This window comes from Mesorhizobium sp. M1D.F.Ca.ET.231.01.1.1, from assembly GCF_003999155.2.
In the GTDB taxonomy this organism is placed as follows: Bacteria; Pseudomonadota; Alphaproteobacteria; order Rhizobiales; family Rhizobiaceae; genus Mesorhizobium.
On sequence record NZ_RZOZ02000011.1, the window covers coordinates 22,516 to 34,152 of the forward strand.

Consider the following 11,637-nt stretch of genomic DNA (forward strand, 5'->3'; position numbering starts at 1 on the left):
AACGGGAGGAGGCAGAGATGGCCGAACGGTCTTTTGCCAAGGAAGTCGAAAAGCTGAGGTTAGGGGCCGGCCAGGAATTTGCCGGCGAAGGCATCCTCGCCATCACCAAGGCGCTGCTGCAGTGCGGCGTCGGCTATGTCGGCGGCTATCAGGGCGCGCCGATCAGCCATCTGATGGACGTGCTCGCCGACGCGCAGGACATCCTGGGCGAGCTCGGCGTGCATTTCGAAGCGAGTGCCTCGGAGGCCACCGCCACCGCCATGCTCGCGGCTTCCGTGCATTACCCGATCCGGGGCGCGGCCACCTTCAAGTCGACGGTCGGCACCAATGTCGCCTCCGATGCGCTCGCCAATCTGGCATCGGGCGGGGTCACCGGCGGCGCGCTGATCATCGTCGGCGAGGATTACGGCGAGGGCTCCTCCATCATGCAGGAGCGCAGCCATGCCTTCGCCATGAAGAGCCAGGTCTGGCTGCTCGACCCGCGCCCGAACCTGCCCTCGATCGTCAAGGCGGTCGAGGACGGCTTCGAGCTGTCGGAGGCATCGAACACGCCGGTCATGCTGCAGGTGCGCATCCGCTGCTGCCACGTCCACGGCCATTTCATCGCCAGGGACAACAAGCGTCCGCCGATGTCGGTCGCCGACGCGCTTGCCGCGCCGCGCCGCGACACCGGCCGCATCGTGCTGCCGCCGGCGTCCTTCCTGCATGAGAAGGAGAAGGTCGCCAAGCGCTGGCCGGCGGCGGTGGATTTCATCCGCGAGCGCAAGATCAACGAGATCTTCGGCTCGGACCACGGCCCAGTCGGCATCGTCATGCAGGGCGGCATGTATAATTCCGTCATCCGCGCGCTGCAGCGGCTCGGCATCGCCGACACCTATGGCGACACCGATGTGCCGCTCTATGTGCTCAACGCCGTCTACCCGCTGATCGACGACGAGTTCCTGTCCTTCTGCGAAGGCAAGCAGGCGGTGCTGGTCGTCGAGGAAGGCCAGCCCAACTATATCGAGCAGGCCTTCGCCGCCATGCTGCACAAGGCCGGTCGCGGCACCAGGCTGGTCGGCAAGGAGCATCTGCCGATGGCTGGCGAATACACCGGACAGGTGATGCTCGACGGCATCGGCTCTTTCCTCAGGGCGCATGCTCCGCATCTGCTGCCGGGCGAGGTGCGCGCGCCGAACAAGCTGGGCGAGGGGGTCGATACGGCCGATCTCATCAATGTCGTTCCGGGCCGACCGCCGGGCTTCTGCGTCGGTTGCCCCGAGCGGCCGATCTTCGCCGCCACCAAACTGGTCGAGCAGGAACTCGGCAAGCACCACATCGCCTCCGACATCGGCTGCCACCTGTTCTCGATCATGCCGCCCTTCGAGGTCGGCGCCACCACCATGGGCTACGGGCTGGGGCCGGCCTCGGCGTCAGCCTTCAATTCGCCTGACGCCAGGCGCCGCTCGATCTCCTTCGTCGGCGACGGCGGCTTCTGGCACAACGGCCTGACCTCCTCGATCGGCAACGCGGTGTTCAACAAGAACGACGGCGTCATCGTCATCGTCGACAACTTCTACTCGGCCGCCACCGGCGGCCAGGACATCCTGTCTTCGCGCGCCTCGAACCGGACGAAATCGACCAAGCATCCGATCACCGAAGCGGTGAAGGGCATGGGCGTGAAGTGGCTGCGCCACATCGACCGCACCTACGATGTCGGCAAGATGCGCGCCGCGCTGCGGGAGGCGCTGACGACGGAGGAGAAGGGGCCGAAAGTCATCGTCGCCTCCTCCGAATGCATGCTCAACCGCCAGCGCCGTGAGAAGCCGCTGCTCGACAAGGCGATCAAGGGCGGCGAGCGTGTGGTCAAGCCGAAATTCGGCGTCGACGAGGACGTCTGCACCGGCGACCACGCCTGCATGCGGCTCTCCGGCTGCCCGTCGCTGTCGGTGAAGTCGCTCGACGATCCGCTGCGCGACGATCCTGTCGCATCGATCGACCAGAACTGCGTCGGCTGCGGCAATTGCGGCGAGGTGGCGGACGCGGCCGTGCTCTGCCCGTCCTTCTACCGCGCCGACGTCGTCCACAATCCCGGCCGCTGGGACCGGTTCCTGGAAAGCGCGCGCCGCGCCGCGATCGGTCTTCTGCAGCGCCGCCGCGAGCGCCGCCGGCTGGTGTTCGCCGATGCTTGACCAGGCCTCGCCCTTGCGCCCGAGGACGGACGCGGTCGGTGACGGGCAGGTGATAAAACTCGCCGTGCTTGCCGTCGGCGGCCAGGGCGGCGGCGTGCTCGCCGACTGGATCACCGACGTCGCCGAACGCAGCGGCTACATTGCGCAGTCGACGTCCGTTGCGGGCGTTGCCCAGCGCACCGGGGCGACGATCTATTACATCGAGATGGCCCGCGACACCGGCCGGCTGCCGGTCTTCGCGCTGTCGCCCTCGCAAGGAGACGTCGACATACTGATCGCCGCCGAGCTGATGGAAGCCGGCCGCGCCATCATCCGCGGCTTCGTCACGCCCGAGCGCACGACGCTGATCGCCTCCTCGCACCGCATCGCCGCCGTCTCGGAAAAGATCGAGCCGGGCGATGGCCGCGCCTCGTCTGAGAAGGTGCATGCGACAGCGCAAGCGGCGGCAAAGTGCTTCATCGCCTTCGACATGGAGAAGATCGCCGCCGAGAACGGCACGATGATCTCGGCCAGCCTGCTCGGAGCGCTGGCCGGTTCCGACGCGCTGCCGTTCGCCCGCGCAAGCTACGAGCAGGCGATCGGCGCCGGCGGCCGTGGCGTCAAGGCCAGCCTTGCCGCCTTCGGCGCCGCCTATGACCGCGCGCGCGGCATCGCGGCCGCGCCGGCGGGCGACAAGGCAGCGGCCGAACCAGCCGCTCCCGAAGCCAGTCCGAAGGTCAGCGGCCCCGAAACGCTGCTGAAGAGCTGGCAGGATCTTGCCGCCCGCGTCCGGGCGCTGCCGGAGCCGATGCGCGACATGGCCGAACGCGGCCTGAAGAAGGTCGTCGACTACCAGGACATCGCCTATGGCGGCGAATATCTCGACCGGTTGGACCGGGCAGTCGCGCTGGACAATGCCGAGCATGGCTACGCTCTGTCGATCGCGGCGGCGAAACATCTCGCCAACGCCATGTGCTACGACGACATGATCCGCGTCGCCGATCTGAAAACGCGCTCCACCCGCGACAGGCGGGTGCGCAAGGAAGTCGGTGTCAAGGAAGGCTCGGTCCTGCAGGTCACCGAATATTTCCACCCGCGCATCGAGGAGTTCTGCGGCACGCTGCCAGTGGGGCTCGGCAACTACATCGAGAGCCGGCCGAAGCTCGCCGCCTTCCTCGACCGCCGCATCAATCGCGGCCGCCACATCCGCACCGACAGTTTTACCGGCTTCGCCATGCTCTGGTTCATCGGCGGCCTGCGCCGCTGGCGTCGCCGCCTGCTGCGCCACAGGGTAGAGGTCGAGCATCTGGAGCGCTGGTACGAACTGGCGCTCGCCCACGCCCGCGAAAACTATGCGCTTGGGCTGGAGATCCTGAACTGCCGCCGGCTGATCAAGGGTTACAGCGACACCCACGCCCGCGCCCAGTCGAAATTCGACCGCGTGCTGTCGGCGCTTGCCATGCTCAACGGCCGCGACGACGCCGCCGACTGGATCCGCCGCCTGCGCGAGGCGGCGCTGAAGGACGAGAAAGGCGACATGCTGGACGGCGCGCTGAAGACGGTCGCGACGCTCGGCGATAGCCCGGCTTCATAAACGTTCGACCTGCTGCCGCAGCCTATTCACTTGCTTCGCGTCCCGAGACCTTTTCGACAAGGATCCGGAAAAAGACGTGCGGCGAACCGTCTGACATCGGAGGCGCGACAGGCTTGAGCGCGCCCGGCTCCCACCAGTCCGCGTGCTTGCTCAGCACCGACCATGCACGGTCGCGCTGAACCTTGTGGCCGATCCGGTCCGTCAATTCTTCATAGCGGCCGTCGACAATCACGCTTCTCCATCCACGCCCCTGGGTGTGTTCCTCTATCTGGGCGCACACCAGGGGATTGGCCCGCATCCAGTCGATCTTCCTGCCCAGCAGGGAGAACGCGTAGAGGTGACTGTCGGCGTAGGCGTAGTTGAGGGGCACGACATAGGGCTGTCCGTCCCTCGCGCATGCCAGATGGGCGGTGCGGTTGGCCGCCAGCAATTTCGTGCACTCCAAGGTAGAGAGCGTGCGGATCATCATCGGTACGAACTCCCGTCGGGCTTTCGGCCTCTCCGTCCATCCACTGCTCGCCAAACCTAGTGCAAGCCACATCATGGCTCGTTGATCTGGATCAACTTGCCCGCGGGACGGGCTTAGGCTTGCCACGTCAATGGCGAACCTTCGGCTGGCGCGGGGGATACCAACCGCGAACTGCCGCGTGGCCGGAACTGATGTAACGAAGATGTGAGCGGCCCCGCTGCGACGGGATTTCCCCCTCTCCTCCGTTTCACGGAGGTAGGGATGAATCACGGAGACGAACCTTATGCTCACCAAACATTTTCTGCCGTTCGCACTGGCTGCCGGGACGTTGATGCTCTCCGGCGCCGGCGCGCAGGCCATGCCGATGGCTAAGCCCAGCGCTGCGCCGCCGCTGATTGAAACCGTCGGATGGCGCTGCGGTCCAGGCTGGCACGTGAACCGCTGGGGCAGATGCGTGCCGAACGGTCGCCGGTTCATCCGGCCCGTGCGCCATTGGCATCCCGGCTACTGGGCCCACCATCGCTGGCACCCCGGCTATTGGAGCTGGTGATCGCCTTTGGGGACAGACGCCCGCGCTGGAAACGGCGCGGGCGGTTTCCGTTCACACAACCAGGTTGCGCATCGGCTTCACCGCCGACGAGTCCGGAAACACCGCGTCGCCAAGCACGGCGGCGGACAGCCCGAACTGATCGGCGAGCACACCCTTCAGCACCGCGCGCACATCGCTGGTCGGCGCGAGGTCGCGGCCTTCGTGAAGCTGGGCCGGCTTCAGCCCGGGCCAGTCGGCGATGACGCGGCCGCCCTTGATCGCGCCTCCGGCGAGCAGCACCACGGTGCCGGTGCCGTGATCGGTGCCGACCGTGCCGTTGATGCGGGCGGTGCGGCCGAATTCGGTAATAGTGACGATCGCCGTATCGTTCCAGCTCGAGCCAAGCCCCTTCTGGAACTCCTCGAAGGCGCCGTCGAGGCCGCCGAGCAGATTGGCGAGCCGGCCGGTGGCGCCGCCTTCGTTGACGTGCGTGTCCCAGCCGTCGAAGGCGAGTGCCGCGATGCGCGGCCCGTCATCGGCCGCCATCAGTTTCGCCGCGCCTCGCGCCGACTGCCGCATGCCGGCGGCGCTGTCGAGGCCGCCCTTGGGTTTCATCGTCTTGCCGTCGAGCTCATCGCTCATTGCCAGCCGGTCGGCGTCGAGGCCTTTCTGCAAGGCGGCCGCCAGCACCGGATCGCGATGATTGTAAAGGTCGAGCACCCGCTCGGCCAGCGCGTCGCCGGGCGTCGGCAGCGCCTGCGGCGCCCAGCCGAGCACGGGCGCGGCGCCGCGGATCACCAGCGGCGTCGACGGCCCGACCGCCAGCCCGCCGGCTTTCGCCACGCGCTCGCCCGCCGGCAGGCTGGCAAGAGCCCGGTTGAGCCAGCCGGTTGTGGCGTTGCCGGGGCCGGGGAGGCCGCTTTCCAGCACGTCCTGGCCGTCGAAATGCGAGCGGTCGCGATACCCGGTCGCGGCCGCATGCACCGCCGCCGCCTGGCCCGCCTTGAACAGCCGCGCGAACACCGGCATCGCCGGGTTGACCGCGAAGAAGCCGTCGAGCGGCAGCGCCGGATTGGAGCCCGAGAGGGAAAGCGCGATGTCGCCATGCAGGTCGGCATAGTCCGGGTCGCCGACCGGGCCGATCGTCGACAGGCCGTCCAGCGCGCCGCGCAGCACAATCACGACGAGGCGCGGATCGCGATTGTCCGCCGCGCGGGCAAAGCGCGGCAGATAGGCCCAGGCGAACAGCGCGCCGCCGCTCATCAGCACGGCGCGGCGGGAAAGGCTGGGGGTTTCGCAAAGAAGGCTCATCGCCGCATCTCCATTGCTGTTCACCGGCGCTGGAATTCGGGCGCCATCAAAAGCAGCGCCAGGCCCTGCTGCCTGGATTCGGCGCGCGCGCGATCGCCTCTTTCGTTTCGTTCGAGGCGGAGGCGCCGATCACGGTGGCAAGCATGTCGTCGGGATTGCCGACATCGTCCGCCTGCTTCGCCGCCTGCCAGGCGATATCGAGGCGGGTCTTCAGGCCTTCGGCCGAAGCCCAATTGTCGATGCGGTCGGAAAAGCCGTTCGGCCCGGGCGGCTGCCAGAGCGGCTCGCCCAAGGCCCTTAGCCAGCGAAGTGATCGTTGCGGCTCGTTGCCGGCGGCAGGGCCAATCGCCCGCCTCAAGGCCATGACGTAGTCGAAGGGCGCGCGCAGCTTGGCGAGCGGCATCGACCAGGTTTCGGGCATGTCGACCAATGCGAGCGCCAATGCGCGCAAGTCACCGTCTGTCTTGGTGAAGACCGCGGCCAGATGTGCGACGGACTGTGGCGGCGGATCGTCGGCGATGAAATGACGCGCGAGCTTGGCGGCGATGTGTCGCGCGGTTGCCGGGTGGCGGGCGATGTCGTTGAGCGCGGCTTCTGCCTGGCCCATGCCGCCCGCCGGATAGGTCTTGCCGAGCAGCACCGCCTCGCCAGGCTGATGCGCATTGGCGTTGAAGACGAACGTGCCGGGTTCGCCCGAGCGACCCTCGCGGCCCGCCATGGTCCAGCCGGTCAGCATGCCGGCGAAGCTGGTGACGTCCGCCTGGCTGTAGCCGCTGCCGACCCCCAGCGTGTGCAGTTCCAGGATTTCGCGGGCAAGGTTCTCGTTGAGGCCACGGCCGCGCCTTTTGCCGGCGCGGGAGTCCGGCCCGATAGACTGCTGGTTGTCGAGAAAGAACAGCATGGCCGGATGATGCTCGACCGCCAGCAGCATGTCGGCGAAGCGGCCGAGCACGAAGGGGCGGATCGCCTCGCGCTCGAAGGCGCCGGCGCAGGCCCGCACGACCTGGGCCTTGGCGACCGAGACGCAGAAATGGTTCGACCAGAAGCCGACCAGATGTTCGACAAAGCCCGGTGCGGCATTGAGCGCCTTGTCGAAACGGGCTTGCGCTTCATCACGATAGATATCGGCCTCGACCGGCGGCACGGCTGGCTTCTCTTTTGCATCGGTCCGGTTGTCCGCGGTGTCTGTCGCAGGCTGCATGACGGGCGCCGCCTTCGCGTCCCGCGCCGCCTTGCGCTCCGCGGCAGCGGCCATGCTGGCCTGGATCGCGGCGGTGCTGTCCAGCAACCCGGCATTCTTGGAATCGTCGGCCGTGATAAGGGCGATATCCTGCCGCTTGAGCTCGGCCTTGAGATAGCCGCGCGCATCCGCCGCGATCTTGCCGAGATCGTCGCCGGGTCTCGCGCCGAGCCCGAAGCGGTTAAGCGCGACCAGCGCCGGATCGGGCGGAACGGCATTTGAAACGGATAGGGCCAACACAGCCTCCGTCACGCGGGCCGGCGCAGGTCGCGCCGCCGGCATGTCGTGATGGGCGAAAAGTCTCATGATGCCCGTGCCGGCATCATAAGACCGGCAGGCGGCTTATCAGCGGCGCCAGTAGTGATAGCGGTGCCAGGGATGCCAGACCGGGCCGATATAGACGCTCGGCCCGCCCCAATAGTAGTAGCCCGGATAGACCACGCGGCGATTGGGGACGCAGCGCCCCCAGTGGTTGGGATGCCATCCGGGGCCGCAGCCCCACGCCACATGCTCGACAAGCGCAGGTGCTGCAACCGGCGCCATCGGCATTGCCGAAGCGGCACTTGCCGCGGCCGCCCCGCCGATGGCGAGGGCGGCAGCGAGCGAATATTTGGTCAAACCGTTCATGGGATACTCCCGGATTTCTCGAGGTTGAACAGAACCTGCCGCATTGTCGCGGCAGGCCTGTCCCTCTTTCCCTTGAACGGAGGCGGCTTGCGGTTTCCGTCGCTGGTCAGGGCGTATTTTTTGCAACGGGCAACCGCTGCCTGCCGACATGGCGCAGCAAGGCGTCGGCCAACAGCTTGCGGTCCTCGGGTGAGCTCGACGCGGCGAATTCGACGATGCGGTGTTCCAGCCGGCTGCGGATGGTGGCGTCGGCATTGCGCGCCCGCTCCAGGGCGGCGGCCAGGGCGTTCGCGTCCAGCGTCGGCTGCTGCAAAAGGTTTGCCGCCTCGCGCCGTGCCTGCTGCCCGTCGAGGATGACCTGTCGTGACTCGCGACGAACCTCGCGCATCGCCTGGCGGAACGCCTTGCGGTCGTTGGCGGGAAGCTGCCCGCCGGCCGATTCCAGCGAATAGCCCACGCTGGACCTGCCGATAAGCCAGCCGGCGCCGCCGGCGACAGCGCCGATCAGAAAGACGTTCAGCACCAGCGATGCCGCGAAAAGACGAGCGTTCATAGGTCCTCCGTGTCGGCGTCGGGACCGGCATCGCCGAACGACGTTGCGTTGGCGTCCATCACATAGCGGTCGGACGGGGCATCCGGCGCGACGACGGTGACCAGCGCCAGCCCGGCCACGGCGCCGGCGAGACCAACGCCGACGAGCCCGAAGCCCAGCCACCAGAACCGGCGATGGCGTCCTTGCCTGAGTTGCGTGGTGGCTCGCGCGACAATCTCGCCATGCAGCGTCCGGCTTGGGGCTTCGACGTGATGACGGTCGAGGAAGGCGTCGAGCCTGCCGGCGCGCGCCAGGATGGCGCGGCCTTCCTCGCTCTCAGCAAACAGCGTGGCGGCAGCCTGCTCGGCCCGCGGCCAGCGATGCAGGGCGCTGCCATAGGCGTCCGCCAGCGCGGCGAAGCGCCGGGCATCCATCCGCACGTCCGGGGTCTTTCTTCCCTCAGCCATCCCGTTCCCCCTTCCGCGGTCCTGACGTGGCCCCCCAGGCGCCAAGGATCGGCAATGTTCCAGGAACCGCCGGATGCTTCACCGTCTCAGTCATCGCCATCGTCTCCGACGAGCATTGCCTGCAGCGCGCGACGACCCCGCGCCAGCAGGCTTTCCAGCGCGTCGACGCTGACCTGCATGGCGCCGGCGGCCTCGATGTTGGACATCTCCTGATAATAGACCAGAACGATCGCCTCGCGCTGGCGCGGCGCGATGCGTTGCAGCGCCTGCTGCACATGGCGGCCTTCGCCTCCCGCGTCGGGAAGCGGCGTTTCATCGGCTACCTCCGGCAGCTCGCCCGTCGTCCACTCGCGGCGTCGCCGCAGCCGGTCGTAGCAGAGGTTGAGCGCCACGCGGTGGATCCAGGTGTCGAAACGCGCGGGTCCCTGGCGCCAGCCGGAGGCATGACGCCAGATGCGCACGAAGGTCTCCTGGGCGACGTCCTCGGCCTCGGCCGCGTCGCCGAGCATGCGGGTGGCGAGCGAAAGCACGCGCGGCAGCTTGCGCGCCACCATCGCCTGCACGGCGGCCTGGTCGCCGGCACCGATGCGCCGTACCAGTTCCTCGTCCGGATCGGCGCCCATCAAGCTGGGCGCTCCCGCTGATCATCGTGCTGCATAACCTCTCGGTCATTGCTCCTGATTGGGAGCGGTTTTGTGGTCCGGCTTCTCGTCGGCGCCGAGCGTGCCGTCGCTGTTCTTGTCGAGCCTGGCGAAGCGTTTGGCGAGGAAAGCGTCGAGTTCCGACTTGTCGACGACCCCGTCCTTGTTGGCATCCATGCGCGCGAAGGACTTGGCCGGGTCGCCCTTGGCCTTGCGCTCGGTCTGGAACGCCGTCCATTCGGCGAGGCTGACCTTGCCGTCGCCGTCGGTGTCGGCTCGCATGAACGCCTTTTCCCGGCGCGCCTCGAACTTTTCCAGCGTGATGCCAGGCTTGACGGCGGCGGGAGTGGACGCGCTTGGTGCCGGTTGCACCGGTGAGGCGGTCGGCGTCGTTGTCTGGGCGGCCGCGGTCTGCAATCCAAGGGCAACGACGAATATCGTGGGGCGGATCATGCTCTCGTCTCCGCTTGCGCGCGGCCGTTGGCGGCCATGCTTCAGCTGTTAAACGCGGTGACAGGGAGAATCCGTCGGTCGCTTCCGAGGAGACAATGAGAGCAGGAAGGTCCGGCAAAGCCGGACCGGAGCCGACCCGAGGGTGGGCGAAATTATTTCCGTTCGTCGACCACCACCAGTTGGTCCGGCTTGAAGCCGGCATGTTGCGGGGTCCAGACGTCGCCCTCGCGGTTGAACCAGTGGCACAGATAAGTGCCGGACGCCGCGCCGTCGCTGATCGTCATCTGTGGGCCTCCGGATTTCAGCTTGACGATGTCACCGGTCTTGAAACTATTGGGCATTTCGACCTCCCATGCTGAGGCCCCCGAGTTTTCCACCAAACCTCAGTCGCGACAATGGTCGAGATGCTTTGCCGGATTGGTGCAGATTGCTTGACCAGAGTGGATGCTGGTCCTTTGGAAGCTGGATTTACAACTTCGGTGCTGCCAGCAAACCGCCGGCCATTTCTTTGAACGCGCGAATTGCTTTCGGCAGGACCACCTCCTGATTTGGAGTGGCCGCCACCCACAAAGCTGCGTTGAAGGCTGCCCCGCTGAGGAGCCGTGCCACCGCTTCCACGTCGAGCGGCTTAAGCACCCCGCGTTCAATCAGGCGACCAACAGTCCGCTTCGTCGCCCGCAAGCAGCTGTCCTGGCTCGGCCAAAGCGAGGGGTCGCCGAGGACTGCTGGCCCATCTCGCAATACGATGCGCTGGACCTCAGGATCGAGGGCCATTTCGATATACGCCGCGCCCTCGGCCAGCAGACCCTCCCATTCGTCGGCGCAAGCCGCCCCGATGGCTTGCGCCCGTGCCGCCATCTCGCCGTCGACCTGATCGACGACTGCCGCCAGTAGGCCGCGCTTGTCACCGAAATTGTGGTAGAGCGCGCCCCTCGTCAGGCCGACGTCCGCCGTCAGATCATCCATCGAGGCATCCGCAAAGCCCTTCTCGGCAAACGCTTTTCGCGCAGCCGAGATGAGCTTGATTCGGTTCTGTTCCATCAATTCGATGCGCTTGTTCATAAGCCGCGATCCGCCAATTTTTCGTATACGTAGCGTATGTGGGTTGACATACGCATCGTATATATTATCACATACGCTTCGTATACCAAATCGCAGCCAGGTGGTGAAGCCTGTTCTTCCCAGGCAAAAAGGCCATCTGCTCAACCGGAAAGGACAATAGAAATGCATGCACGCGAGGCGATTTTCCCTCTTGGCCGACACGCCTTGTACGACGAGCACGGCTATTCGGCTGCCATACGTTCCGGCGACCTCTTGTTCATCTCCGGCCAGGTTGGCAGCCTTCCGGACGGTTCTCCCGAACCCGCATTCGAACGTCAGGTGCGTCTCGCCTTCGAGAACCTCCGATCTGTGCTCCATGCGGCCGGGGCGACGTTCGATGATATTGTGGACGTGACCACCTTCCATACAAATCCCGAAACGCAGTTCGAGACCATGATGGAGGTCAAGAGCGAGATCTTCACCGCGAAGCCCTACCCCAACTGGACGGCGATCGGCGTGAACTGGCTGGCAGGTTTCGACTTCGAGATCAAAGTTATCGCGCGGGTCCCGGCGACAAACTGAC

General features: G+C 66.5%; 13 protein-coding genes and 1 pseudogene. 4 read left to right on the plus strand and 10 right to left on the minus strand.

Annotated elements, in window-relative coordinates; all coding sequences use genetic code 11:
- The first annotated feature begins 17 nt into the window (after positions 1-17).
- Together EN874_RS24830 and EN874_RS24835 are read left to right on the plus strand one after the other, a co-directional pair.
- Entirely contained in the window at positions 18-2,171 is a 2,154-nt protein-coding gene (locus EN874_RS24830) for an indolepyruvate ferredoxin oxidoreductase subunit alpha (protein WP_127427594.1), read from the plus strand.
- Positions 2,164-3,744: an indolepyruvate oxidoreductase subunit beta family protein gene (locus EN874_RS24835; RefSeq protein WP_127427595.1), complete on the plus strand. Its 1,581-nt coding sequence runs from the start codon at positions 2,164-2,166 to the stop codon at positions 3,742-3,744. Before EN874_RS24830 ends, EN874_RS24835 begins: the two co-directional genes overlap by 8 nt.
- 22 nt (positions 3,745-3,766) lie before the next feature.
- Here the strand turns inward: EN874_RS24835 and EN874_RS24840 are convergent, their stop codons facing one another.
- Positions 3,767-4,213 (minus strand): pyridoxamine 5'-phosphate oxidase family protein, encoded by a 447-nt coding sequence (locus EN874_RS24840; RefSeq protein ID WP_127427596.1) that lies wholly within the window; start codon positions 4,211-4,213, stop codon positions 3,767-3,769.
- Between the two features lie 283 nt (positions 4,214-4,496).
- On the opposite strand from EN874_RS24840, the gene EN874_RS24845 reads away from it, so the two are divergent.
- Positions 4,497-4,763, plus strand: coding sequence for a hypothetical protein (locus EN874_RS24845; protein WP_127427597.1), 267 nt, complete (start codon positions 4,497-4,499; stop codon positions 4,761-4,763).
- A gap of 51 nt (positions 4,764-4,814) precedes the next feature.
- Here EN874_RS24845 and EN874_RS24850 read toward each other — a convergent pair whose 3' ends face one another.
- The 9 genes and pseudogenes from EN874_RS24850 to EN874_RS24890 form a co-directional block, all read right to left on the minus strand.
- Positions 4,815-6,053: a DUF1501 domain-containing protein gene (locus tag EN874_RS24850; RefSeq protein WP_127427598.1), complete on the minus strand. Its 1,239-nt coding sequence runs from the start codon at positions 6,051-6,053 to the stop codon at positions 4,815-4,817.
- Between the two features lie 20 nt (positions 6,054-6,073).
- Positions 6,074-7,530, minus strand: a pseudogene (locus EN874_RS24855) (DUF1800 family protein).
- 108 nt (positions 7,531-7,638) lie between these two features.
- The gene (locus tag EN874_RS24860) at positions 7,639-7,920 is read right to left on the minus strand and encodes a hypothetical protein (RefSeq protein ID WP_127427599.1); all 282 of its coding nucleotides are present in this window, start codon (positions 7,918-7,920) and stop codon (positions 7,639-7,641) included.
- A 106-nt stretch (positions 7,921-8,026) separates the two neighbouring features.
- Positions 8,027-8,473: a periplasmic heavy metal sensor gene (locus EN874_RS24865; protein WP_127427600.1), complete on the minus strand. Its 447-nt coding sequence runs from the start codon at positions 8,471-8,473 to the stop codon at positions 8,027-8,029.
- On the minus strand, positions 8,470-8,919 hold the full coding sequence (locus tag EN874_RS24870) for a hypothetical protein (protein WP_127427601.1): 450 nt from the start codon (positions 8,917-8,919) through the stop codon (positions 8,470-8,472). Before EN874_RS24870 ends, EN874_RS24865 begins: the two co-directional genes overlap by 4 nt.
- A gap of 86 nt (positions 8,920-9,005) precedes the next feature.
- Entirely contained in the window at positions 9,006-9,542 is a 537-nt protein-coding gene (locus EN874_RS24875) for an RNA polymerase sigma factor (RefSeq protein WP_127427602.1), read from the minus strand.
- Positions 9,543-9,587: 45 nt separating this feature from the next.
- Complete coding sequence (locus tag EN874_RS24880; RefSeq protein ID WP_127427603.1) at positions 9,588-10,013, minus strand: acid-shock protein; 426 nt, start codon at positions 10,011-10,013, stop codon at positions 9,588-9,590.
- Positions 10,014-10,165: 152 nt separating this feature from the next.
- On the minus strand, positions 10,166-10,354 hold the full coding sequence (locus EN874_RS24885; RefSeq protein WP_127427604.1) for a DUF2158 domain-containing protein: 189 nt from the start codon (positions 10,352-10,354) through the stop codon (positions 10,166-10,168).
- Between the two features lie 127 nt (positions 10,355-10,481).
- Positions 10,482-11,075, minus strand: a complete 594-nt coding sequence (locus tag EN874_RS24890) for a TetR/AcrR family transcriptional regulator (protein ID WP_127427605.1) — start codon at positions 11,073-11,075, stop codon at positions 10,482-10,484.
- A 162-nt stretch (positions 11,076-11,237) separates the two neighbouring features.
- On the opposite strand from EN874_RS24890, the gene EN874_RS24895 reads away from it, so the two are divergent.
- The gene (locus tag EN874_RS24895; RefSeq protein WP_126086073.1) at positions 11,238-11,636 is read left to right on the plus strand and encodes a RidA family protein; all 399 of its coding nucleotides are present in this window, start codon (positions 11,238-11,240) and stop codon (positions 11,634-11,636) included.
- Position 11,637: the final 1 nt, after the last annotated feature.